General features: G+C 70.8%; 22 protein-coding genes and 1 pseudogene. 11 read left to right on the forward strand and 12 right to left on the reverse strand.

Features of this window, described 5'->3' with window-relative positions; all coding sequences use genetic code 11:
- Positions 1-108: 108 nt before the first annotated feature.
- On the reverse strand, positions 109-486 hold the full coding sequence (gene gvpO, locus CNO20_RS03155) for a gas vesicle protein GvpO (protein ID WP_158237358.1): 378 nt from the start codon (positions 484-486) through the stop codon (positions 109-111).
- Between the two features lie 141 nt (positions 487-627).
- Between gvpO and CNO20_RS03160 the strand changes: the two genes are divergently transcribed.
- From CNO20_RS03160 to CNO20_RS03170, 3 genes are all read left to right on the forward strand, one after another.
- The gene (locus CNO20_RS03160) at positions 628-867 is read left to right on the forward strand and encodes a hypothetical protein (RefSeq protein WP_101294556.1); all 240 of its coding nucleotides are present in this window, start codon (positions 628-630) and stop codon (positions 865-867) included.
- Positions 868-956: 89 nt separating this feature from the next.
- The gene (locus CNO20_RS03165) at positions 957-1604 is read left to right on the forward strand and encodes a metallophosphoesterase family protein (RefSeq protein WP_101294557.1); all 648 of its coding nucleotides are present in this window, start codon (positions 957-959) and stop codon (positions 1602-1604) included.
- Positions 1605-1737: 133 nt separating this feature from the next.
- Complete coding sequence (locus CNO20_RS03170) at positions 1738-2772, forward strand: family 43 glycosylhydrolase (protein WP_158237359.1); 1035 nt, start codon at positions 1738-1740, stop codon at positions 2770-2772.
- Between the two features lie 185 nt (positions 2773-2957).
- Here CNO20_RS03170 and CNO20_RS03175 read toward each other — a convergent pair whose 3' ends face one another.
- Positions 2958-3413 (reverse strand): AAA family ATPase, encoded by a 456-nt coding sequence (locus CNO20_RS03175; RefSeq protein WP_101294559.1) that lies wholly within the window; start codon positions 3411-3413, stop codon positions 2958-2960.
- Positions 3414-3622: 209 nt separating this feature from the next.
- Here CNO20_RS03175 and arcD point away from each other — a divergent pair, with 209 nt between their 5' ends.
- Both arcD and CNO20_RS03190 read left to right on the forward strand, forming a co-directional pair.
- Complete coding sequence (gene arcD / locus CNO20_RS03180) at positions 3623-5068, forward strand: arginine/ornithine antiporter ArcD (protein ID WP_101294560.1); 1446 nt, start codon at positions 3623-3625, stop codon at positions 5066-5068.
- A gap of 286 nt (positions 5069-5354) precedes the next feature.
- Positions 5355-6566, forward strand: a complete 1212-nt coding sequence (locus CNO20_RS03190) for a glycoside hydrolase 5 family protein (protein ID WP_199174705.1) — start codon at positions 5355-5357, stop codon at positions 6564-6566.
- Between the two features lie 30 nt (positions 6567-6596).
- On the opposite strand, the gene CNO20_RS03195 is transcribed toward CNO20_RS03190, so the two are convergent.
- From CNO20_RS03195 to CNO20_RS03205, 3 genes are all read right to left on the reverse strand, one after another.
- On the reverse strand, positions 6597-7115 hold the full coding sequence (locus tag CNO20_RS03195) for a NosD domain-containing protein (protein WP_101294562.1): 519 nt from the start codon (positions 7113-7115) through the stop codon (positions 6597-6599).
- A 266-nt stretch (positions 7116-7381) separates the two neighbouring features.
- A complete protein-coding gene (locus tag CNO20_RS03200; RefSeq protein ID WP_101294563.1) occupies positions 7382-8224 on the reverse strand; it encodes a YihY/virulence factor BrkB family protein in 843 nt (280 codons plus the stop codon).
- 109 nt (positions 8225-8333) lie between these two features.
- Positions 8334-9605 (reverse strand): cation:proton antiporter, encoded by a 1272-nt coding sequence (locus CNO20_RS03205; RefSeq protein ID WP_101294564.1) that lies wholly within the window; start codon positions 9603-9605, stop codon positions 8334-8336.
- 515 nt (positions 9606-10120) lie between these two features.
- On the opposite strand from CNO20_RS03205, the gene CNO20_RS03215 reads away from it, so the two are divergent.
- On the forward strand, positions 10121-11848 hold the full coding sequence (locus tag CNO20_RS03215; RefSeq protein WP_101294566.1) for an asparagine synthase-related protein: 1728 nt from the start codon (positions 10121-10123) through the stop codon (positions 11846-11848).
- A 161-nt stretch (positions 11849-12009) separates the two neighbouring features.
- A complete protein-coding gene (locus CNO20_RS03220; protein ID WP_101294567.1) occupies positions 12010-13311 on the forward strand; it encodes a right-handed parallel beta-helix repeat-containing protein in 1302 nt (433 codons plus the stop codon).
- 27 nt (positions 13312-13338) lie between these two features.
- On the opposite strand, the gene msrB is transcribed toward CNO20_RS03220, so the two are convergent.
- From msrB to CNO20_RS03245, 5 genes and pseudogenes are all read right to left on the reverse strand, one after another.
- On the reverse strand, positions 13339-13767 hold the full coding sequence (gene msrB, locus CNO20_RS03225) for a peptide-methionine (R)-S-oxide reductase MsrB (protein WP_233203886.1): 429 nt from the start codon (positions 13765-13767) through the stop codon (positions 13339-13341).
- 25 nt (positions 13768-13792) lie between these two features.
- On the reverse strand, positions 13793-14341 hold the full coding sequence (locus CNO20_RS03230; RefSeq protein WP_101294569.1) for a hypothetical protein: 549 nt from the start codon (positions 14339-14341) through the stop codon (positions 13793-13795).
- 79 nt (positions 14342-14420) lie between these two features.
- Positions 14421-14636: pseudogene (locus CNO20_RS23645) on the reverse strand (hypothetical protein); the annotation flags it as partial.
- Entirely contained in the window at positions 14633-15367 is a 735-nt protein-coding gene (locus CNO20_RS03240) for an aldo/keto reductase (RefSeq protein WP_101295014.1), read from the reverse strand. The gene CNO20_RS03240 and the pseudogene CNO20_RS23645, both read right to left, overlap by 4 nt.
- Before the next feature lie 104 nt (positions 15368-15471).
- Entirely contained in the window at positions 15472-16161 is a 690-nt protein-coding gene (locus CNO20_RS03245) for an HAD family hydrolase (RefSeq protein ID WP_101294570.1), read from the reverse strand.
- 151 nt (positions 16162-16312) lie between these two features.
- Here CNO20_RS03245 and CNO20_RS03250 point away from each other — a divergent pair, with 151 nt between their 5' ends.
- A complete protein-coding gene (locus CNO20_RS03250) occupies positions 16313-17356 on the forward strand; it encodes an NAD(P)/FAD-dependent oxidoreductase (protein ID WP_101295015.1) in 1044 nt (347 codons plus the stop codon).
- 49 nt (positions 17357-17405) lie between these two features.
- Here CNO20_RS03250 and CNO20_RS03255 read toward each other — a convergent pair whose 3' ends face one another.
- Complete coding sequence (locus CNO20_RS03255) at positions 17406-19067, reverse strand: ABC1 kinase family protein (protein ID WP_101294571.1); 1662 nt, start codon at positions 19065-19067, stop codon at positions 17406-17408.
- Positions 19068-19082: 15 nt separating this feature from the next.
- Positions 19083-19439, reverse strand: coding sequence for an Hsp20/alpha crystallin family protein (locus CNO20_RS03260; protein WP_101294572.1), 357 nt, complete (start codon positions 19437-19439; stop codon positions 19083-19085).
- A gap of 39 nt (positions 19440-19478) precedes the next feature.
- On the opposite strand from CNO20_RS03260, the gene CNO20_RS23650 reads away from it, so the two are divergent.
- The 3 genes from CNO20_RS23650 to CNO20_RS03275 all read left to right on the forward strand — a co-directional run bounded on the left by CNO20_RS23650 (position 19479) and on the right by CNO20_RS03275 (position 23159).
- Positions 19479-19817: a hypothetical protein gene (locus tag CNO20_RS23650; RefSeq protein WP_233203888.1), complete on the forward strand. Its 339-nt coding sequence runs from the start codon at positions 19479-19481 to the stop codon at positions 19815-19817.
- 175 nt (positions 19818-19992) lie between these two features.
- A complete protein-coding gene (locus tag CNO20_RS03270) occupies positions 19993-21213 on the forward strand; it encodes a molybdopterin molybdotransferase MoeA (protein ID WP_101294573.1) in 1221 nt (406 codons plus the stop codon).
- A complete protein-coding gene (locus CNO20_RS03275) occupies positions 21210-23159 on the forward strand; it encodes a molybdopterin biosynthesis protein (RefSeq protein ID WP_101294574.1) in 1950 nt (649 codons plus the stop codon). The genes CNO20_RS03270 and CNO20_RS03275 overlap by 4 nt, the downstream gene beginning before the upstream one ends.
- Positions 23160-23222: the final 63 nt, after the last annotated feature.

A 23222-nucleotide genomic window follows, 5' to 3' on the forward strand; every position in this document is an offset into this window, starting at 1 on the left:
CCTTACTTCCGGTCCGCAGCCACGCGTCACGCGGGCGGGTCCTCGCCGCAACGGTCCTCGCAGCAACGGTCCTCGCCCGCCACGGCCCTCAAGCGCGCCGCGGCGGCGCTACGTCGGTTCGCGCTTCCGCCTGTCGAACTCGCTCCGGCGGTACCGCTCGACCCGGCGGAACTCGTCGACGCTTCCCGACTCGTCGACCCGGAGGTCGTACCGACCGAGGATGTCCTGCGTGTCGGGCACCGATCGGCGTTCGATCACCTCGACGCCGACCGTCCAGCCGCCGTCGCCGGGGCTGACCTCGACGATCCCGTCGACGGGCCGCCGCAGTATCTTCTCGGCCGTGTCCCGGACCGCCTCGCGCACGGCGCGGACGTCGGCCGGCTTCGCGCCCCCTCTCGCGCCTTCGAGCGCGTCCGTGAGGCGCTCACGGGTCTCGCCGAGTGACTGTTCCCGCTCCGGTTCGGCGTCGGATGTGGACTCGGCCACGCGTTTCACCCACCTGAGTCGTCGGTCCGGACGGTCATAATCGTTCTTCAGGTAGGAATATTGGATTTTCACCCGTAAGTCGATGAAAGTTGCGGGGCGGGCGGAACGCATTCGTCGTTCGCGGCCGAACGTGCGGGTGACATGACCGCGGAGTTCTCGGACGAGCAGGTGGGAAAGCGCGTGATCGACCGGCGCGGAAACGTGATCGGCACCGTGAGCGAGGTCCGGGACGGCGAACTGTACGTCGAGCTCGGCCCGGACGCCGACAGGGAGACGCTGGACGACCTCGGGTGGGGGCGGATCGTCAACCAGGAGGTGCACCACCTGGAGGCGCGGTTCGTCACGGACACGACGGACGAGACGGTTCGACTGCGGGTGTAGTTGCTCGGCGGCCGGGCGGCGCGCTCGGCGGCGATCGGCGACGGCCGCCGAGAGTCGGCTTTACGTTCGCCGCGCCCCGACGTCCGGGCATGCTCGTCCTCGGAGACGCGCACGCCGACGACCCGGAGAAGCGCCGGGCGCTCCTCGCCGCCTACCGCGACGCCGGCGAGGCGATCGCGCTGCAGCTGGGCGATCTGCTCCACTACGAGGTGCCCGTCCCCACGTGGTTCATCGCGGGGAACAACGAGGACTTCGACGCCGTCGAGGCGCTGAGGCGCGGCGACGCCGCGCTCGACGGCGGGGCGAACCGCCCGCGGCTGTTGGCCAGCACGGCGGTCGATCTGGAGGGCGTCCGCGTGGCGGGCCTCTCCGGAAACTACGCTCCGACCCAGTACGACCGTCCTCGATCGGAGCTGTCTGGCGACCGCCGCCGACACTTCACCCGCGAGGACGTCGAACGGGCGAAGGCGCTCGACGACGTGGACGTCCTCCTCGTTCACGAAGCGCCGCACGGACTGCTCTCGTTCGGCTACGATCCTGGCTGCGAGCCGGTCGACGAACTCCTGTCGGCGCTGGAGCCGGCCCTCTGTCTCGTCGGACACTACCACCGGCACGCCGAGGCGACGATCGGCGGGATCCGCGTCGTCAGCCTCGCGCCGGCCTGGGAGCGCTACTACGTGCTCGACCCGGCGACGCTCGCGCTCGAACGGTACGAGACCCCCGCGGACGGGGAGTGAACGCGGACGATCAGCCCGTTCGGACGATCGTCAGTCCGGACGACCGTTCGGTTCGAACGACGGTGCCCGCGGCGGACGTGTCTCTCCGCCGAACGACGGAACGATTTACTCGCTGGTGACCGTACGCCGTCGCGTGCTGCGACGCGAGTTCCTGTCTGGCGTGATCGGCTCCGCTGCCGGCTCCGCCGCGCTTTTCGACCCCGACCCCGATCCGAGCCGCCGAACGTACCGGAACCCCGTCTTCGGGGAGGTGTTCGCCGATCCGACCGTCGTCCGCGCGGACGACGGGACGTTCTACGCGTACGCGACGTACAACGACTGGGGGCAGCCCTGGCGGCGGCCGCTGGTCCCGATCGCCCGCTCCGAAACGCTCGTCGAGTGGGAGCGCGCGGGCGAGGCGTTCGCGGAGAAACCGGGTTGGACCGGGGACGACGGGCTGTGGGCCCCCGACATCGCTCGTCTCGCGGGCAGGTACGTGCTCTACTACGCCGTCGCGCAGTTCGGCGAGCGGAATCCGGCCATCGGCGTCGCCGTCTCCGACTCGCCGGCCGGGCCGTTCGAGGACCGCGGCCCCCTCCTCCGGAGCGCCGAGATCGGCGTCCCCAACACCATCGATCCGGAACTCCTCGTCGACGACGGCGTCCCGTACCTGTTCTTCGGGAGCCACCGGGGCATCTACGGCGTCCGACTCGCGCCCGGCGGGCTGTCGCTCGCCGGCGAGCCGTTTCAGATCGCCGGTAGGGGCGTCGAAGCGGCGTGTCTCGTCCGCCGAAACGGTCGGTACTACTTCTTCGGCTCGCGGGGCACCTGCTGTGAGGGCGCTGAGAGCACCTACCGCGTCGTCGTCGGTCGGGCGCCCTCGCTCCGCGGCCCGTACCGGAACCGCGCCGGCGAGCCGCTCAGCCGCGCGCCGGGGACGACGATCCTGCGCGGCGACGATACGTTCGCCGGTCCCGGTCACAACGCGATCGTTCGAGACGACGACGGCGCGGACTGGATCGTCTACCACGCCTACGAGCGAATGGACCCGTGGGCCGGCCCGATCCCGCGGCGAGTGCTCATGATCGACCGACTCCGCTGGGCCGACGGGTGGCCGACGGTCGCGGGACGCTCGCCAAGCGAGCGCGCGCGCCGGCCGGCGACGGGGTCGGGCGGCCTCTTCGGCTGAGCGGCGGTGGCCGGCGAGTGGCCGACGAGGCCGCGGCGGTCTCGTCCCCGGAGGACCTCGCGGTTCCGGCGGCGGACGACGACCTCCTGGAGCGGACGCGGCGGGTCCAGGGGGCCGATACCCACCCGGGGCTGCGCCCCCGGCGGACGATCGGCGACGGCGGCCCCGGTCCAGTCCTGCCCCGTCTACTCCGACTCCTCGACGAGCCACCGGCCGATCGCCCGGCACAGCCGATCGACCGCCCGCTCCGGGGACACCTCGTCCGTGTCGATCGTCACGTCGGCGTCGGGTTCCTCGAAGCGGCGGTAGATGGCGCGGACGCCCCGTTCGTCGATCGGCTCCGCCCGCTCTTCGTTCCGCCGGAGGCAGGTCTCCAGGTCGGCCGCGAGGTAGACGACCTTCGCGTCGCCCAGGTCGCGGAACCGCTCCCGCCACTCGCGCCTGTAGAAGGTCCCGTCGAGGAGCCAGTTCGACCCCGGCGCGTCGGCGACCCGCTCCGACATCCGATCGTAGGGGCGCCGGGAGAAATCGTCCGAGTGGAGGAGTTCGAACGAGTGCCCGGCGGCGGCGAGCCGATCCCAGAGCCGCGTCGCGACGGTCGTCTTCCCCGACCCGGGCGGCCCGCACAGGACGACGATCACGGTCGCCGACGCCTACGCGCGGGGCGCGCAAAAGTGACGCGGCGGCGGAGTTCGGTGCGGCTGATCGCCTGCGCGTCGTCGAACGGCCTCGCGCCAGCGCCGACTCGCAGAGCGCCGCCGTCGGCGAACTGCGCGGCGTGTCACCAGGACACATGACTAACGGGAATAATCCGATCCATTTTAATGCTCTCTGTGCATACGTGGCGGCGATGGTTTCGAAAGACTTCGCGCCGCTCACGTTCGAGGAGCTCGATCCGGAGCGACGACCGTCGCTCCGCCTGGCGATCCTGCCGGTCGTCGCGCTCGTCGGGTTCCTCGGCGTCGGTTCGGCGGTGCTGGAACTCGATCCGCACGTGCCGCTGCTCTGGAGCATCGTGGCCGTCGCGGCCGTCGGCCGGTACGGGATCGGCCTGCCGTGGGAGGACCTCTCCGACGGCGTCGCGCGGGGGTTGAACATGGGGCTGCAGGCGCTTCTCATCATCTTCACCATCTACGCGCTCATCGCCACCTGGGTGAGCGCGGGGACGATTCCGGCCCTGATGTACTACGGACTCGGACTGCTGAGCCCCGCCGTGTTCCTGCCGGCGGCCGCGCTGCTCGCGGCCGTCGTGGCCTTCTCCATCGGCTCGTCGTGGACCACGGTCGGCACGCTCGGCGTCGCGTTCGTCGGCATCGGATCCGGGCTCGGCGTCCCGGCGCCGATGACCGTGGGGGCCGTCCTCTCCGGCGCCTACGCCGGGGACAAGCAGTCGCCGCTCTCGGACACGACGAACCTCGCCGCCGGGGTGACCAACACCGACCTGTACGACCACATCCGGGCGATGCGCGCCGGCACGGTCGCCGCCTTCGGGGTCGCCGTCCTCGCGTACGCCGCGCTCGGGCTCCGGGCCGCGGGCGGCGCTCCTCCGGGTCGCGTCGCGGAGATCCAGACGGCCCTGGCGGGGACGTACGACCTCTCGCCGCTCGTGTTTCTCCCGCTCCTGGCGACGTTCGGGCTCGCGCTCCGGGGGTACCCGGCGCTCCCGTCGCTGGTCGCGGGCGTCTTCGCCGGGGTCGGGACGAGCATCGCCGTCCAGGGTCGATCGTTCGTCGACGCCTGGGGGGCGTTCATGTACGGGACGAGCCCCGAGACGGGCACAGACCTCGTCAACGAACTGCTCGCCAGCGGCGGCCTCACCGGGTCCGCCTGGACGATCACGGTCGTCGTCGCGGCGCTCGCGCTCGGCGGCCTCCTCGAACGGACCGGCGTGCTGGCCGTGCTCGCCCACCACCTCTCGAAGTCCGTGAGCGGCGTCGGCGGCCTCGTCGCCGGCACGGGGGCGGCGGCCGCGGTGACGAACGCCTTGACCGCCCAGCAGTACATGAGCATCGTCGTCCCCGGCCTGACGCTCCGGAACCTCTACGACGAGTACGGGCTCGACAGCACGGACCTCTCTCGCGCCGTCGAGGCGGCCGGCACCCCCACCGGGGCGCTCATCCCGTGGCACGCCGGCGGCGTGTACATGGCGACCGTGACCGGCGTCGCCACGCTGTCGTACGCCCCGTACTACTTCTTCGGGTTCCTCTCGCCGCTCGTGCTCTTCGCCATGGCGGCGACGGGGTGGCAGCTCACCCGCTCCGGGGACGCGACGGGGGTCGCCGGCGCGGCCGACTGAGGCGCTCTCGGACGGCGGTGCGAGGACGAACTCGAACGCGCGAGGCGGCAGTGGACGAACCGTTCGGCCGCTCGCCCCCGTCTCGGGCCGTGTCGAACCGGCGGCTCGTCGAGCCGGTCGAGCAGCGGGTGGCCGACGTTGCCGCCCATCGCCGCGACGACGGCGTCTCGCGGGCGGGAACGGCTACCGACGGCGGATCGACCGCGAGCGGGGCGTTTATACGATCGGAATTTATCTCGTAAATAGGAGAAAATCCGTTAAGAGGGACACCGTCGTAATTTCCTGCATGTCACGGTTCACGCGCCGCGAACTCCTCGCGGGCGGGGCTGCCGCGGGCGCGATCGGGCTCGCCGGCTGCAACGCTCCAATAAACAGCCGCAGTCGGCAGCCGAGGCGGGCCGAAACCGAAACCGCGTCCCCGGTCCAGCGGACGCCGACGGACGAGGAGGAACTGGAGGACATAGACCAGTCGGCCCTCGATCCGGTCGACGTTCGCGGCGCGATGTACTTCCCGGCGCAGGCGTACAACACGTATCAGATGTGGGGCGGCTACGACCCCGACGTGGTCGAACGGGACCTGGGGTACGCCGAGCAACTGGGGCTGAACGCCGTTCGGACGTGGCTGAGCTACGAATTCTGGGAGGAGGATCCGGAAGCTCACGAGGAGGCGGTGGATCACTTCCTGGAGACGGCGGCGGACTACGACATCCGCCCCATGATCGGGCTCTTCGAAGCCGTCGGCGAAAACCCGACCGAGGAGAACCTGACCAACACGGATCCGCTGACCGCGACCGGCGTGTACTCGCCGAGCGACGAGGTGCTGAACAGCCCCTCGATGTGGGACGGGCCGCGGGAGTTCGTCACGTGGTTCATGGACCGCTACCGCGACGACGAGCGACTGCTCGCGATCGAGGTGATGAACGAACCGGGCTGGTGGTCCAAAAAGAAGCAGTTCGCCGAGGCGATGTTCGAGGTCATGGTGGGGCTCCGCGGCGAGGTCCCCCTCACCGTCGGCTCGACGAGCATGGCGAACAACGCGGACTACGTGGAGTGGGGCACCGACGTGATCCAGTTTCACTACAACTTCCCGTCGAACCGGATCCAGTACCGCGACCTGCTGCGGCAGGCCATCACGATCGGGGCCGCGGCGCCCCAGCCGGTGTATCTCACCGAGTGGCAGCGGATACGCCGCGGCCGCGGGTTCGCCTCCGAGATCGAGGGCGACGAGTGGCAGCCGAACTACGCGTCGCTCGCGCCCGTGATCCACAAGGCCGGCGTCGGCAACTTCTTCTGGTCGCTCATGGTCAAGCCGGCCTACGTCCCCATCCAGCGGAAGCTCGGCGTGATAAGCGGGGTGTTTCACGAGGACGGCTCGGTGTGGAGCCTGGACGACGCCCGCTCGCTGAAGGCCATGTCCGGCGACGACTCGTTCGAGGCCGAGGAGCGGCCGGAGTGGCCCGAGTGGGCGATGGCCGCGAAGGAGGCCTACCGCGGCTGACCCCTCGCCGGCGGTCCCTCCCGCAGGGGATCAGATGACGTCGGACGGGAAGGGCTGGTCGTCGATGTCGGCGACGTAGTTCCCGACCAGCGAGTTGTTCCTGAGGCGGTTCGCGCTGGCCGCGGGGCCGATGCCGACGAGGTTGTTCACGATGGTGTTGCCGGCGATGGTGTTGCTGATCGCTTCTTCGAGATAGATCCCGTGGGCGTTCTTCCTCGCCGTGACGTTCCGCACCTTCCCGTTCGAGAGGTTCTTGAGGTGGATCCCGCAGTTCCAGTCGGTGACGGTCAGGTTCCTGATCGTCACGTTCTCGACCGACGACGCCGATCCGACGGTGACGCCCTTCGTTCCGCTGATCCCGTTGCCGTCGACGACGTGTCCCCGTCCGTCGAGGACGACGTCGCTGGCCTCGATCGTGATACAGCTCTCCGAGAGCCGCGTGCCGCGGCTGTTCCGCAGATCCGTGACGAGCACGTACTCGCCGGGTTTCTCGATCGTCGTCGGCCCGTCGATCCGCTTCGGGCCGCCGAAGCTGATCTGAAACGACATCAGCTGAACGCCTCCCTGGAGAGCGCGAAAGGCGAGGACCCGAACGGCCGAGACAGCCGGCGCCGTCGGGGCGACGACGTCCGCTCCGACTTACCCGTCGATAGCATACGGACAGTAACGTCCTTCGACCATTTATGTTCGCCGGCCGATTGCGCGCGGCGCGAAACCGTGCCGCACGTCCCGTCAGTGCGCGGCGAACGCCGAACGCCGATCGCCGACGGCCGCCCGACTCCCGACACGCGGAGCCGCGGCGGGTGTCGTCGCGCTCACGCGGACTCTTCGTCCGACCGAGAGACGTCCGGCGACGGGAGCCAATCGTAATCGGCCTCGACGCGGTCGGCGAGAACCGCGTTCAGGACGCCGCCCAGGAGGAGCGCGAGGCCGCCGAGGTACAGCCACGTCAGGAGCAGGAGCGCGCCGCCGGCGACGCCGTACAGTTGGACGCTCTCCGAGGTCCGCGCGTACAGGCGGAAGCCGAGGCCGGAGACCGTCCAGGCGGCCGCAGAGAGGAGCGCGCCGGGCAGCGCCTCCCGGAGGGTGACGCGCTTGCCCGGGAACAGGTAGTACATCGGGACGAAGACGAAAAGCAGCGCGAGGAACAACAGCGGGAGGCTGAGCACCGCCCACGCGACGCCGTCGAAGACGAACGACAGCGAGACGCCGACGACGCCGAGCAGCCCGACGGCGAGCGCGACCGTGGCGAGGGTGATCGCGCTGTCCACCGCCTTGCGACCGGCCGACCGGCGTTTGCGCGTGCCGTACACCTCCGAGAAGGAGGTGTTGACCGCGTGGAACATGCGCGCGGCGCTCCACGTCAGGATGACCACGGCGATGGCGGCGGCGCGGGCGCGTCCGGTGGTCGTCGCCGTGGCGCGTCGGAACGACGACCCGGCCCGCGCGGGGTCCACTCCCGCCACGACTTCGAGCAGGTGCATCAGTCGATCCACCTGCTCGAACACCGACACCCCGACGACGAGGAGCAACGCGAGCGGGATGAGCGCGTTGAACGCGTGGTACGCGAGGCCGGCCGCGGTGAGCGTCACCTGCCGCTCGCGGGCCACGGCCGCGACCGCCTTGAGGACCCCGACCCATCGGCGCGAATTCGTCATGAGACGACAATCACGCCCGGACGACAAGTACCCTCCCGTCGACGTTCGTCGCCCCGTCAGCGCGGTTCGCCGCGTCCGATTCCGACGGATCCCACCTCGACCAGTCCCGTCAGGCGTCGGGTTCCTGATCCCTTATGGCCGCGACCGCCGGGGTGGCGGTCACGCCGTGCAGGACGATCGAGACGAGCACGACCGCGCCGACGAGCGCCCAGGCCCGCTCGGCATCGGCGAACGCCGCCTCGTTCACCCCGTAGGCGAGGTAGTAGAAGGATCCGATGCCCCGGATGCCGAAAAAGGAGATGACCGCCCTCTCGGTCCACGCCCGGGCGAAGCCGAGCAGGCCGACGAGCCCCGCGACCGGCCGGACGACGAGGACGATGGCGGCCGCCGCCACGGCGTCCGTCGACGTCAGCGGGTCGAAGAGCCCCGTCGCGAGCGCGCCGCCGAAGGCGACCATGATCAGCGTCATCAGCACGTGCTCGGACTTTTCTGCCACCTCGTGTAGCGTCGCGTTGTACTCGTGCTGCCGCTCGTAGTTTCGGATCACGAGCGCCGCGACGAACACCGCGAGAAAGCCGTATCCCCCCGCGATCTCCGTCAGCCCGTAGACGAGGAGCGTCCCGCCGACGGCCTCCAGCCCCTGCACCGACCGGGCCAGTTTCGTCTCCGCGGAGAAGCGGAAGACGATCCGGGCGAGCGCCCACCCGAGGACGACGCCGGCCGCGAGGCCGACGCCGATCTTGAACAGGACGTACACCGTCACCCACTCTCCCAGCCAGTTTCCCGGCGCGACGCCGAGCGTCGCCGTCAGGATGGCGAGGTAGGTGAAGGGAAAGGCGAGGCTGTCGTTGAGTCCGGCCTCGGAGGTGAGCGCGAAGCGCACCTCGTCGGCCTTCCCCTCCTTGCCCTCGATCTCGATCTCCTCTTCTTCCTCGCCCTCCCCGGGTTCCTCCACCTGGACCTCCGAGGCGAGCACGGGATCGGTCGGCGCGATGACCGCGCCGAGCAACGCGGCGGTCGGGAGGACGAACCCGGCGACGCCCCAGCCGAGGAGCGCCGCCCCGACGATCGAAAGCGGCATCGTGATCCCGAGGAGCCGCCAGGTCGAGATCCACGAACGCAGCCCTGGGACGCGATCGAGCTTCAACCCGGCGCTCGTGAGCGCGAAGATGACGCCGAGTTCGGTCAGTCGCTCCGCGAGTTTCCCGTGTTCGAGCGGATCGGGCGCGGGGAGCCCCAGCGGAAGCGCGAACACCGCGGCGCCGAAGGCGACGTAGAAGATGGGGAGCGAGACGGGGCGGTCGGACACGATCCTGGGCAGGAGCGTCACTCCGAGCACCGCGACTCCGACGACCGCGAGGCCGACGACGTACGGCTCCATGGTAGTCGACGGGTACGGTACGGGGGATCAAAACGGATGTGGCGGCCGGCCGCGGGACGTCGCTCTCGTCGGACAAATTCCGTCGTCTCACGGGAGAATCAATCGCCACCTATCACTGAAATAATCAGTAACAACTGCCGTTAGGATGGCCATAGATAAGTGAACACGAACAATCGGTCTACGATAATGGTCGTGCGTATCGATCCGGTCCCCGCCGGCGCGCCGGACGCGAGTTCGGGCTCTCGATCCGCCGCCTCGATCGCCGAGGACGCCCTCCCCGAGGCTCCTTCCCGGCGTCTCGACGCCGGGCGGCGCTTTCGACCGCCCCGCCGGACCGCGACGGGCGCTCGTCGCGGCGGCCGCCGCGCGTCCGCGTCGCGGGATCGGAACCGTCTCGGATCGACGATCGAAACCGTCCCGCGCTCCGGCGCGAGCGTCGCGGCGCCACAACGCTTATTCTCCGCCGGGCGCGAGGACCGATCCGGCGACGGTCGCGGTCCGCCGGAGGAACGTACATGAGCAGCACCCTCGACGCCGGCTCCGAACGATCCGGGTCGCGGCCGGCGGGTATGAAGAAGGAAGTGTTCGGCGTCTTCGGCGACGGCCACGACCTCTCGCGGCTCCGCCCGGAACGGGCGTTCGACGCCGTCCTCGAAGGCGACCGCGTCGCCGTCGGCGTCCGGGACGCGGGCCTCGGCTCGTCGGGGCGGACGGCGGTCCACTCGGACGAACGCGGACTCTGTCTCGTCTTCGGAGAGGCCTTCGTCGGGGGCGCGCGCGAATCGAACGAATCCGGCGCCCCCGTCGATCGCAACGCGGCGCGGCGGCTGCTCGACCGCTACGCCGCGGTCGGACGCGACGCCCTCTCGGAGCTGAACGGATCCCACGTCGTCGTGCTCGAATACGGCGGCGAGGCGCTCGTCGCGACGGATCGGCTCCGCTCCTGGGAGTGTTTCTACGCCGACCTTGACGGGCTCCGCGCGTTCACGACCGACCTCTCGTCGCTCGTCCCCCACGTCGACCGCTCCCGCGTCGACCGAACCGCCCTGCTCGAATTTCTCCACGTGGGGACGGTGCTGGGGACCGCGACGGTGTTCGAGCAGGTGCGGCGGGTCCCCTTCGACGGGTATCTCACCCCGCGCGGCACCGGTACGCTCGACCGGTTCGTCTACGAACCGCGCGAGTTCGACTACGTCGACGAACTCGCCCGGCGACTCACCCGAGCGATCCGCCGCCGCGCCGACCTCCCCGGCCGCAAGGGGCTGCTCCTCTCGGGCGGCAAGGACTCGCGCGTGCTGCTCTCGCAGCTTCCGGCCATCGAGCACTGTTACACCATCGGCAGCCCGGACGCTCGCGAGGTTCGCTCGGCGCGGAAGGTCGCCCGGCAGTACGGGTCCGGGCACACGGTGCTCGAACCGGACGATCGGTACCTCCGACCGACAGCCGAGAAGCTCACGTACACCCAGGCGATCAAGGAATCGCTGCACATCCACCACGCGGGGTACGCTGACGCGTTCGACGTTGACACGCTGTACCACGGGGCGCTGTTCGACACGCTGCTGAAGGGGTACTTCCTCGAACGCGACGGGGTCGAGCTGTTCGGCTCGAAGCTCCCCTCGCGGCGTCTGCACCCGGACCCGGACCCGATCGACTCGCTGCTCGGGACGCTCGGGTACTATCCCGACGCGAGCGTCCGCCTCGCGGACGCCGCGGGCGACCTCTTCGACGACATCGCGCTCGATTCGCCCGACGAGTTCCTCAGAGAGCGGTTCCGCGCGGAGCTCGAAACGTGCTGGGAGCGGACCGAGTCGGTGCACAACGCGATGGATCTGCTCGTCATCAAGAACCAGCCGGTGCTGCCGTTCCGGACCCACATCGCTGACAACTTCTTCGAGGGCTTCATCGCCGCCGACACCGACCTCCTCGATTGGCACCTTAGGACGCCGCCGGAGCACCGTCACGACGACACGTTCTGGCGGGCGCTGAAGCGGATCGACCCGGCGATCTTCCGTCACCGTCCGCCGAGCCAGCCGCACTCGTCGACCAGGCTCAACCAGATCGAGCGGTTCGCCCGCCGGAAGCTCCCGTTCGTCGAGGCGTTCCAGCCGGCCTGGCCCGACCGGAGGGAGGTGTACGAGGCCTACGGGATGGACGAGGAGCTGTTCCCGTTCTGTCAGTCGGTCCGGGAGCTCCCGGTCAGGCTGAAGCTCCGCATCAATGACATTCGCTGGTGGCTCGACTGAGCCGACCCGCGAGAGCGGGGGCGTCGACGCCCGACGTCGGTTCCAGCCGCGACCCCTCTCGGCGCTTATGTAGTCGTTAATCCGTCGTTTCAACCTCCTTAGTGTGTCTATACTCATGAACGTTCCCCGAGAAGCGCCGGATCGTTCAGGGAGGTTATGAAATGAAACGAACTTCTGCGATCGTTCTGTCGGCGCTCGCGCTCGCGTCCGTGATCGCCACGGACGCGCTGGCCGCGCAGGCGGGACTCCTTTCGCTCCCCGGCGGGGCGGCCGCCGACGCGGGCGACGCGACGACGGAGCCGACGGCGCTCACGGCGCACTCGGCGGAGGCGACCGACGCGCCGGCGGGGACGCCGGAGGCGGACCGGAGCGACGAAACCGACGACAGCGACGAAACGGACGCCGAATCGACGGACGGAGAGAACTCCGCGGGGGAAACGCCCGCCGCCGAACCGGTCGAGATCCGCTCTTGCACCGTCATCGACTCGCCCGGCCGGTACGTCCTCGCGGCCGACGTCGAAGACGCCGGGGCGGACGCGTGCATCCGGATCGTCGCCAGCGACGTCGTTCTCCGCGGCGGGGGTCACGCGGTCGACGCGGCGTTCGACGACCGCGCTGCGGATCCGAGCGCGTCCCGCGCCGGCTTCGGCGTGGTCGTCGGAGCCGAGGCGGAGACGGTCACGAACGTCACGGTCGCGAACCTGACGGCGGTCGACTGGGGCACCGGGATCAAGTACGAGAACGCGAGCGAAAGCGCCCTCCGAAACGTCACCGTCCGATCGGCCGACACCGGCGTCCTCTTTTACCGGACCTCCGACTCGGTCGTCGCAGACAGCGTCGTCACCGACACGCGGCGCGGCGAGGCGGTCCTTCTCGTCTCCTCCGACCGCAACCGGCTGGTCGGGAACGACGTCTCCGGCAACGACTTCGACTCGTTCGGCGGCCGCGCTCGCGGCGTCGTCCTCCGCGGATCCAGCGGCAACGAGATCCGGTGGAACACGCTCGCGGAGAACAACGCCGGCGTCCACGTCGAGGCGGCGAGCGACGGCAACGAGATCGCCGGAAACGGGTTCGAAATCTCCGAGATGGGCGGCGTCGCCGTCCGCATCGCCGGCTCGGACGGCAACGCGGTTCGCGACAACGCCTTCTCGGTCGCGGGGCCGGGCGTCTCCGGCGTGACCGCCGTCGAGGTGGTCGGATCTACCGGCGCGGTCGTCGAGAACAACGCGCTGTCCGCCGTCGACGTGACGGTGAGCGACTCCTCGACGGACGTCGCGGTCGCGGACAACGAGGTCGCAGACGGGACGATCAGCGTCGTCCGCTCGGCGAGCGACGTGTCGGTGACCGGGAACCGAATCGTCGACGGCCGGATCTACGCGGGCCTCGGCGCGACGAACGTCACCGTGCGCGACAACGACCTCGTGCGGAGCGAGGTCTCCGTCGAGGACGGGGCGCAGTCGTGAAAACTCGGGGCGGAAGCTCGGCTCGGTTCACGCCGACGGCTCGAAGTCGAGCGCGACGGAGTTGATGCAGAACCGCTTGCCGGTCGGTTCGGGTCCGTCGTCGAACACGTGGCCGAGGTGGCCGTCGCAGTTCGCACACAGGATCTCGACGCGCCGCATCCCGTGGCGCGTGTCCGTCCGGCGCTCGATGTTCCCCTCGTTCGCGGCGTAGAAGCTCGGCCAGCCGCAGCCGGAGTCGTACTTCGTCTCCGAGTCGAACAGGACCGCGCCGCAGCCGGCGCACGTGTAGACGCCGTCGTCCGTCCGGTCGACGTGCTCGCCGCTGAAGCGCGCCTCGGTGCCGCGCTCGCGGAGGATCCGGTACTCCTCGTCGCCGAGCCGCTCGCGCCACTCAGCCTCGGACCGCGGGAGGTCGGCCGTCGGGGCTCCGTCGTTCTCGCTCTCGCTCTCGTTCACGCCGTCCCCTTGGCGCCGAGACGGGTTATGACTTTTCTCGACGTCGTCGGCCGTCGGGCCGACTGCCGCCCTCGCCGCGCCCATCGTCGCGTCCGCCCTCGCCGCGGTCCCCGTTCGGGCTGCTCGGTCGGGAACGGGGGGTCGCCGCGTCGACGAAGCAGTTGAACTCGACTGTCGCCTCCGCGACGATCGCCCCGTCCGCGGACTCCGCGCCGACGAAGTAGCGTCCGTGTGTCGGCCGCGGTCCGAGGTTCACCGCGTACTCGCGCCTGTCGACGAGTGGGATCTGGTAGAGCAGGTCGCCGTCCGCGTTGCGGATCGAAACGCGATCCACCCCGAACGCCGATATCGCGCCTCGCTCGAACCGGATCCGGAGCACGGCGTACTCGCGGTACGGGCGCACGGTGATCCGCCGGAGCACGCCCTCGGTCCCGTACGTCGACGCTCGGGTCGAACAGCCGCGCTCCGGCCGTCGCCGTCGTTTCGAGGCCGCGCGACCGGGGAGCGCGCCGGCCGTGAGACACGCGACGCCCGCCGTCAGCGCTCGCCGCCGAGAGCAGTGATCGGATAGCACTCGAATAGGTGACAGGTGCTCCGCGGATATAGGTCTGACCCGGGATTCACCCGTCGTCCCCCGGCCGCACCCGCTCCAGCACGTCCGCGAGCTCGTCGACGGCCCCGCTCTCCTCGAACTCCTCGGCCTCCTCGACGAGCTTCTCGCGGAGCCGGCGCCGGTACTCGTCGGCGTCCGCGACGCGCGTCTCCGGCGTCTCGCCGCTCCCCCTGACGATCTCGGGGATCCGATTCCGAACGAGTTTGTCGTACTCGCGGACGCGCCCGTCGCGTCCGTCGCGGTCTTCGCCGCTCAGTCCGGGAACAGCTCCACCTCACGGTCGATCGACTCGATCGCGGCCGCGTCCCCGTCGTCGAGTTCGAGCTCGCGCGCGGTGAGGTTCGCCCGGAGGTGCGCCTCCCCGCTCGCCTTCGGAATAACTACCACGTTCTCCTTGCCGAGGAGCCACGCGAGGCTCACCGCCGCCTCGTCCGCGCCGTGCTTCTCGGCGATCGCGGAGAGGACCGGCACGTCGAACACCTTCCCGCCCGCGAGCGGCGAGTACGCGACGAGGTAGTACCCGTGCCGCCGGGCGTGCTCGACGAGCTCCGGCCGCCGGAACAGCGGGTGGTACTCGGTCTGGTGGGCGAAGAGCGGCGAATCGAGGACGGAGCGCGCCTCGTCGAGCTGGTCGACCGAGAAGTTGCTCACCCCGACGTGCCGGACCGTCCCCTCCCCGCGGAGGCGGTCGAAGGCGGCGAGCGTCTCCTCGGGGTCGTAGGCCCCGACGGGGCGGTGGACGTACAGCAGGTCGACGGCGTCGACGTCCAGGCGGCCGAGGCTCGCCCTCGTCGTCTCAATCGCGTCGTCGCGTGCGAGGCTGTCCGCCCACACCTTCGTCGCGAGGAAGACCTCCTCGCGCGGCGCGTCGGCGGCCGCGAGCCCGTCGCCGACGACGGCCTCGTTGCCGTAGATCTGCGCCGTGTCGAGGTGGCGGTACCCCAGTTCGAGCGCCGTCGCCACGGTCTCGGGGTCGCGTATCCCCATCGTTCCGAGGCCGACGGGCGGCAGCGTCGTCTCACCGCCGTCCCGCTCGCAGCCGTCGGTGCGCACACCGCCGTCCTTCCGCCCGCCTCCGCCGTCCGCGCCGCTCACGCGCGCTCCTCCCCCGCCGCCGGCGCGGCGGACACCCCGTCGATTTCGAGCAGGTCCGCCAGGCCGTCGATCTCGTAGGTCGGCTCCGCCTTCAGCGAGTGGTCCGCGCGGTGGTCCCGGCGGACGAACGCCGAGTCGATCCCGGCGTTGGCGGCGGCGAGCACGTCGACGTCGCTGTCGCCGACGAACAGCGCGCGCTCGGCACCGAGGTCGGTCAGCGCGCGCTCCAGGTAGTGCGCCTCGGGCTTCTTCCGGCGCAGGCTCTCCACCGTCGGCTCTCGGCCGTAGGCGGTTTCGAACAGGTCGCCGATCCCGAAGTGATTGAGGAGGAAGTCGATCGTCTCCTGCTGGTTCGAGCTGACGATGCCGAGCGGCGGATCGAGCGCGCGGACCGCGTCGAAGTCGCCGTACAGCGCCTTCCGTCCGGCGCGGACCTCGGCCTGCTGCGCCAGCGAGGCGGTCCGGTCGCGGACGGACCAGAACTCGTCCGGGTCGAGCTCGTAGGCCGAACAGACCGTCGAGAGGACCTCCGGTGTCACGCCGAGCGCCATCTCGTCGACGTGCGCGGGGTCGGGTTCCACGCCGAGGGACGCGAACGTCTCGCGCGCCGCCTCGCGGAGCACCTCGTACTCGACGAGGGTGACGAGCACGCCGTCGTTGTCGAACAGCACCGCGTCGTATGTCATCTACCGGACGAACGGATCGCGGGCGTGAAAAATCGTTCCACCCGCCGCCGAGCGAAGCGTTTAGCACCGACCAGTCCCCCCAGTCAACCATGGACGCGAGTGCCGAACCCGAGCGCCGACGCCGGCCGAGTGCGGGGGGCGCGTGGGCGCGATGACCCGCTCCGTCGGGATCGTCGGAGCCGGCGCGGCCGGCGTCGGGGCCGCGTACGCGCTCCGTGACGCCGACGCCGACGTGGCGGTTCTGGAGGCGAGCCGCGGCGTCGGCGGACGGGCGGCGACCCGCCGAAAGCGCGGCTGTCGGTACGATCACGGCGCGAACTACGTCAAGGGCGGCGGGCGGACGGCCGAACTCGTCCGGTCGCTGGGCGCGGACGGGCTGGTCGACGTCGAGGAGCCGGTCTGGACGTTCGACGTGGACGGGACGATCTCCGAGGGGGATCCGGACCGGCGAGACGACCACAAGTGGACCTGGACCGGGGGGATCGCCCAGTTGGCGGAGCGCCTGCTCGACCGGACGGACGCGACGGTCGAGCGCGAGGTTCGGATCGAGGCGCTCGAACGCGCGGCGGACGGGTGGTGGACGATCGCGGCCGACGGGAGTGAGCGCGGGCCGTTCGACGCGCTCGTCCTGACGCCGCCCGCGCCGCAGGTCGCCGGGCTCCTCGCGGAGACGAAGTGGCAGAGCCCCCACCTCCCGGCGCTCAGAGAGGCGGTCGGTGCGGTCCCCTACCGGCCGATCCGGACGGTCGTGCTCCACTACCCGTTCGAACTCGATCGGCCGTACTACGCGCTCGTGAACGCCGACCGGGAACACGAGGTCGGCTGGGTCGCCCGCGAGGAGTGCAAGGAGGGACACGTGCCGGCCGGCGAGTGTCTGCTCGTCGTCCAGATGGCTCCCGAGTGGTCCGCGGCGCACGACGACGACCCGCCCGACGAAGCGGCCGCGACGGCGGCCGACGCGGTCGCGGAGCTCCTCGGCGAGAACCGCCTCCGCGACCCCGACTGGGTCGACGACCGGGCGTGGCGGTACGCGCTCCCGGACGACGGAGCCGACCGCGAGGTCGTCCGGCGCGGCGAGGAGGACGGGCTGTTCTTCGCCGGGGACTGGGTCGCCGGCGAGGGTCGGGTCCACGAGGCGCTGTGGAGCGGCGTCGAGGCGGGCGAGCGGATCGAACGCCGGGTGCTCCGGCGCTGATCGGCCGGGAGCCGAGGCGCGCTGCCCGAGCGACCGCCGCGACGGCCGGTCACTCCTCCCGGCGCTGTCTGAGGTTCTGCCGGGTGAACTGCGGCGTCGCCCGGAGTCCGCTCCGCGAGCGGAACGAGCGGTACAACAGCACCGCGAACGGGGCGGTGAGGGCGGCGCCGACGACGACCGCCGCCACGCTGTCGCCGAAGGCGTAGAGGATCGACACCGAGAGCACGCCGACCGCGAGGAGGACGCCGTAGACGATGCGCTTCGCGAAGAGATCGAAGACGCCGTTTCTGTCCTCGACGCGGACGTTGACCGTGAGGTTCTCCCGTTCGGCGCGGTCCAGGACGCGGTCGAGCTTCGGCGGGACCGTGAGCAGCGACCGCGCCGTCCGCTGGACCTGTTCGCCCGCGCCCTCGACGATCCGCTGGACGCTCTCCTCGCGGTACCCCTGCTCCGTCAGATACGACGTGGCGACGGCGATGAAGTCGAAGTCGGGGTCGAGCGTGACGCAGACCCCCTCGACGACGGTCGCCACCCGGAGCACCAGCGCGAGGTTTCTCGGCAGGCGCAGCGGGAACTCGTAGATCGTCGATTCGACCTGCTCTATGATCTGCTGGACGCGGTACTGCTCGATGTCCTCGCCGCGGGCGTCGGCGATGGCGAGCTCCATCACCTCGCCCATCACCCGCCGGTCCGCCTCCGGCGAGAGCGTCCCCATCTCGATCAGCGCGTCGAGGATGCCGTCTATGTCCTGGTTCGCGACGGCGACGTAGAAGTCGACGATCTTCCCCTGGATGTACGAGTCGACCCGGCCGCTCATCCCGAAGTCGTAGAAGATGATCGAGCCGTCGTCGGCGACCGCGAGGTTCCCCGGGTGCGGGTCGGCGTGGAACACCCCGTCGTCGATGATCATCTGGAGGTAGATGCGCTGGAGGCGCTCTGCGAGGTCGGTCCGGTCGACCCCCATCTCGTCGAGCTGCTCGACCCGCGTGATCTTCACCCCGGGGACGTACTCCATCGTCAGGACCCGCGGCCCGGAGCACTCGTCGACCACCCGGGGGATGCGAATGGAGCCGTTCCCCTCGAAGTTCTCCCTGATCTCCTTCAGCATCCGCCCCTCGCGGTCGTAGTCCATCTCCTGGCGGATGGTCTTCGCGAACTCGTCGGCGAGGTTTTCGAGCGAGAACGCCCGCCCCTCGCCGATGAAGCGCATCACGAGCGGCAGCGACCACCGGACGACTCTGAGATCGGCCTCGACGAGCTCCTCGATGTTCGGCCGGCGCACCTTCACGGCGACGCGCTCGCCGTCCCGGGAGGCGAGATACACCTGTCCGAGGCTCGCACCGCTTATCGCTTCGGGGTCGAACTCGTCGAACGTCTCCTCGACGGGGCCGAGCTCCGCTTCGAGGACGGCGCGCGCCTCGTCCCAGTCGGCCGGCGGAACCTCGTCCTGGAGGCTCGACAGCACGTCGACGTACTCCGGCGGGAGGACGTCGGGGCGGGTCGAGAGTAGCTGTCCGAGCTTGATGAACGTCGGCCCGAGGGTCAAAAGCGAGTCGAGCAGTACCTCGGCGCGTTCGACGCGCTCTTCGGCCGTGACGGCCCGCGACGGGCCGAAGAGAAGGAACCGGTGGCGGTCCCGAGCGTAGGCGACGATCAGCGGCGAGAACTGGTAGAAGACGACCAGGAACCGCCAGTAGGCGCGAAGGTTCACCGCGGAACCTCGACCTTACGCGTCCTCGATGGGGATGGTCTTCTCGGGGGTGGCCTCGCGCTTGGGGAGCCGGATTTCGAGGACGCCGCGCTCCATCTTCGCCTCGGCTCCCGTGCCGGTGACGTCCGGCGGCAGGGGGAGCTCGGCGTCGAGGAACAGAGAGCGGTCCTCGCGGACGTAACGGTACTCCAAGGGGAGGGACTTCTCGCGACGGGCTTCGATGACGAGCTTGCCGTTCTCGACGCTGATGTCAGCCGTCTCGGCCGTCACGCCCGGCAGGTCGAGGACGAGCAGGTACGCCTCGTCGCTCTCCAACAGGTCCGCGAACACAGCCTCCGGAAGCTCGCGCAGCGCGTCGCGCAGTGCTGACATGGGCGGCCCTACGTATTGGGCGCCGAAAAAGCCCGCGGTGTGGGACTCGTTCCCTGCGGCCGCAGATTTCGCGATCCGCTTCGAACCGGCGTGACGCCGGGAAACGGCCGCGTCCTCCGCGTCGAACGCTCCGACTTCCGTCGGAGGATTCCGCTCGCGATTCCGACCCACTGGGACCGTTTCTCACGGAATTGCCGCCACCGCGTCCGGAATATCAGCGGGTACCCGTACAAGTTCTACCGCCTCAGCGACGACGCCCGGGCGCTGTTCGATCGGAACGATCTCTTCCCGGAAGCGGCGTGGCGGCGGCAGTACGATCGAGTCCGGAAGCCGGGGCGGATCACGGAACTCGAAGAGGTGCCGCGTCCCACCCGGTAGCGGCTCGATCGCTCTTTCCCCTTCGATCTTCGAGAGTGAGAGGAGCTACTGATCCCGTGCGCGCCCGCAATTCCCTTCAGTCCCCTCCGCGCCAGCCGTCCGACCAGCGGCCGCTCGTCCGCACCCGAACCGCGACGGGGCAGACGCTTTTACCTCGGGGCCGAAAGGTGCGGACATGAGCCACGACGACCTGCGGCGCGCCGGGTTCAAGGAGCGGACCCGCGTCGCGGCCGCCCGGGAGCGACTCCTCGGGGCGGTCACGCCGCACGACCGGACCGAACGGCTGCCGCTCGGCCCCGCCGACGGGCGGGCGCTCGCCGAAACCGTCGCCGCCCCGAACCCCGTGCCGGGGTACGACCGCGCCGCGATGGACGGCTACGCGGTCCGCGCCGAGGACACCTTCGGCGCGAGCGACCGGTCGCCGAAGATCCTCTCCGAGGAGGAGGGTGACGTCGCCCCCGGCGAGGCCGTCCGCGTCCACACCGGGAGCGAACTCCCGCCCGGCGCGGACGCGGTCGTGATGATCGAGCGGACCGAGGTCCTCGGCGACGAAGTCGAGGTGTACGACGCCGTCGCGGAGGGCGAGAACGTCGGCGCGGCCGGCGAGGACGTCGCGGAGGGGCAGCCGCTGTACGAACCCGGCCACCGGCTCCGACCCTCCGACCTCGGGCTCCTCAAGTCCGTGGGCGTCCGGGAGGTGGACGCGTACGAGCGGCCGACGGTCGGGGTGATCCCGACCGGCGAGGAGCTCGTCCAGCGCGACCCCGCGCCGGGCGAGGTCGTCGAAACCAACGGCCTCACCGTCTCGAAGCTCGTCCAGCGGTGGGGCGCGGTCCCGACGTACCGCGACGTCGTCCCCGACGACCCCGACGCGATCCGCGCGGCGATCCAGCGCGACCTGACGAGGGACGTCGTCGTCACGACCGGCGGCTCCTCGGTCGGCGAGCGAGACTACACCCCCGAAGTCGTCGACGAGCTCGGCGAGGTGCTCGTCCACGGGGTCGCGCTCAAACCCGGCCACCCCGTCGCGCTCGGCGTCGTCGAGGGGACGCCGGTGTTGATGCTCCCCGGCTACCCCGTCGCCTGCATCATCAACGCCGTGCAGTTCCTCCGCCCGGTCGTGAAGCGGATCGGCCACCTCCCCGAGACCCCGCACCCGACCGTCGAGGCGACGCTCGCCCGGAAGATCGCGAGCGAACCGGGGACGCGGACCTACGCGCGCGTGAAACTCGAGGAGACCGACGACGGCCCGGTCGCGACGCCGACGCGGGCCAGCGGCTCCGGCGTCCTCTCCAGCGTCGCGCTCGCGGACGGCTGGGTCGTCGTCCCCGAGCGGAGCGAGGGGTTCGAGGAGGGCGCGACCGTCGAGGTCGAAGACTGGGAGTGGTCTGGATGAGTTCGAGAAAGGAGTTCCGCGACCTCGCAGAGCCGGAGGAGGCTCACGCCGCGATCGCGTCGCTCGACCTCGAACCCGCCCCCGAGCGCGTCTCCCTCTCCGAGGCGCGCGGGCGGGTTCTCGCCGAGCGGATCGACGCCGAACTCGACGTGCCGGGCTTCGACCGCGCCTCGATGGACGGCTACGCCGTCCGCGCGCGGGACACGTTCGGCGCTGACGAGGCCGATCCGGTCGTCCTCGACCTGATCGGCGCGGTCCACGCGGGCGCGGAACCGGACGTGACCGTCGAGTCCGGCACCTGCGCCGAGATCTCCACCGGCGCGGTGATGCCGCCGGGGGCGGACGCGGTGGTCATCGTCGAGCGAACCGATGAAACCGCCGGAGGCGACGCGGTCGAGATCAGGACGGCGGTCGCGCCGGGCGACAGCGTGATGCTCGCCGGCGCGGACATCGCCGCCGGCGCGCGGGCGCTCGGGCCCGGAACCCGACTGACGCCGCGGGAGATCGGCCTGCTCTCGGCGCTCGGAGTCGATCGGGTGCCCGTCCGCGGGCGGCCGCTCGTGGGCATCATCTCCACCGGCGACGAGCTCGTCCGCCCCGGCGAGGCGCTCGACAGCGACGCCGGGCAGATCTACGACGTGAACAGCTACGCCGTCGCCGCGGCCGTCGAGGAGGCCGGCGGCGAGGCGCGGCTGTACCCCCACGCCGGCGACGACTACGACGAGATGGAGCGGATCCTCGTCGAGGCCGCCGAGGAGTGCGACCTCGTGCTCTCGTCGGGCTCCACGTCCGCGAGCGCGGTGGACGTGATCTACCGCGTCATCGAGTCGCGCGGCGAACTCCTGCTGCACGGCGTCGCGGTCAAGCCCGGCAAACCGATGCTCGTCGGTCGGCTGGGCGCGTCCGCGTACGTCGGCCTCCCGGGCTACCCCGTTTCGGCGCTCACCATCTTCCGGACGTTCGTCGCGCCCGCGATCCGGCGCGCCGCGGGCCTGCCCGAACCGCGGACGGCGACCGTCTCGGGGCGGATGGCCGTCCGCGAGCGGTACGGCGAGGGCCGACTCCGGCTCATGCCGGTCGGCCTGATCGAAGACGAAACGGGCGAGACGCTCGTCTACCCCGTGGACAAGGGCAGCGGCGCGACCACGAGCCTCGTCGAGGCCGACGGGATCGTGGAGGTGCACCCCGACACCGAGTACCTCGCGGCGGGGGAGGCCGTCGACGTACGGCTGTTCTCGCCGGACGTGCGGGTCCCGTCGCTACTCGGCGTCGGCGAGGACGACCCCGCGCTCTCCCGCCTGCTCGATCGGCTCTCCGCCCCGCGGTACCTCCCGCTGGGGAGCCGAGAGGGGCTCCGACGGCTCCGGAACGGGGTGCCGGACGCGGCGGTCGTCGCGGGACCGGCGGACGTGACGGGTCGGCGAGGTGCCGGCGAGGCCGGAGGAGATGCCGGCACCGTCGCCGGCGAGATCGAGGCGGTCGACCTCGGCGGCTGGATCCGGGAGTGGGGGCTGATCGTCCCGGCGGGCAACCCCGAGGGGGTCGAGGGACTCGCCGACCTCGTCGAGCGTGACCTCCGGTTCGTCAACCGCGACGCGAACTCCGGGCTGCGGACGAGCCTCGGCAACGCCGTCGCCGACCTCGCGGCGGAGCGCGGCGTCGAACGGCGCTCGATCGTCGAGTCCGTCGACGGGTTCGAACTCGCGGTGAAAGCCCACGAGAGCCCTGCGCGGCAGGTCGCCGCCGGGAAGGCAGACGCGGGGCTCGGCCTGCGCGCGACGGCGGAGAAACTGGGGCTCGGATTCGTCTCCCTCGGCGACCAGCGCGTCGTCGTCCGCGCGAACGCCGATCGGGCGGAGAAGCCGGGCGTCGCGGAGCTGCGATCGGCGCTCTCGGGGCTCGATTCTATCGTCGAGGGGCTGGCGGGGTACGAGGTAGGGCGGTAGCCGGAGCGGCTCCGACGAGCGGTCCTCCGGCGGTCACCAGACGGACGCGCCGTTACTGCACCG

Origin of the sequence: Halegenticoccus soli, assembly GCF_002844195.1 — an archaeon.
Taxonomy (GTDB): domain Archaea; phylum Halobacteriota; class Halobacteria; order Halobacteriales; family Haloferacaceae; genus Halegenticoccus; species Halegenticoccus soli.

Bases quoted from the DNA above. Each gene is read 5' to 3' on its own strand.
- CNO20_RS03270 (WP_101294573.1), top strand. From the start codon at position 19,993: ATGAGCCACGACGACCTGCGGCGCGCCGGGTTCAAGGAGCGGACCCGC.
- CNO20_RS03195 (WP_101294562.1), bottom strand. From the start codon at position 7,115: ATGTCGTTTCAGATCAGCTTCGGCGGCCCGAAGCGGATCGACGGGCCG.
- CNO20_RS03260 (WP_101294572.1), bottom strand. From the start codon at position 19,439: ATGTCAGCACTGCGCGACGCGCTGCGCGAGCTTCCGGAGGCTGTGTTC.
- CNO20_RS03200 (WP_101294563.1), bottom strand. From the start codon at position 8,224: ATGACGAATTCGCGCCGATGGGTCGGGGTCCTCAAGGCGGTCGCGGCC.
- CNO20_RS03190 (WP_199174705.1), top strand. From the start codon at position 5,355: ATGTCACGGTTCACGCGCCGCGAACTCCTCGCGGGCGGGGCTGCCGCG.
- CNO20_RS03245 (WP_101294570.1), bottom strand. From the start codon at position 16,161: ATGACATACGACGCGGTGCTGTTCGACAACGACGGCGTGCTCGTCACC.
- CNO20_RS03160 (WP_101294556.1), top strand. From the start codon at position 628: ATGACCGCGGAGTTCTCGGACGAGCAGGTGGGAAAGCGCGTGATCGAC.
- CNO20_RS03220 (WP_101294567.1), top strand. From the start codon at position 12,010: ATGAAACGAACTTCTGCGATCGTTCTGTCGGCGCTCGCGCTCGCGTCC.
- CNO20_RS03205 (WP_101294564.1), bottom strand. From the start codon at position 9,605: ATGGAGCCGTACGTCGTCGGCCTCGCGGTCGTCGGAGTCGCGGTGCTC.
- CNO20_RS03215 (WP_101294566.1), top strand. From the start codon at position 10,121: ATGAGCAGCACCCTCGACGCCGGCTCCGAACGATCCGGGTCGCGGCCG.
- CNO20_RS03165 (WP_101294557.1), top strand. From the start codon at position 957: ATGCTCGTCCTCGGAGACGCGCACGCCGACGACCCGGAGAAGCGCCGG.
- CNO20_RS03275 (WP_101294574.1), top strand. From the start codon at position 21,210: ATGAGTTCGAGAAAGGAGTTCCGCGACCTCGCAGAGCCGGAGGAGGCT.
- CNO20_RS03240 (WP_101295014.1), bottom strand. From the start codon at position 15,367: ATGGGGATACGCGACCCCGAGACCGTGGCGACGGCGCTCGAACTGGGG.
- arcD (WP_101294560.1), top strand. From the start codon at position 3,623: ATGGTTTCGAAAGACTTCGCGCCGCTCACGTTCGAGGAGCTCGATCCG.
- CNO20_RS03250 (WP_101295015.1), top strand. From the start codon at position 16,313: ATGACCCGCTCCGTCGGGATCGTCGGAGCCGGCGCGGCCGGCGTCGGG.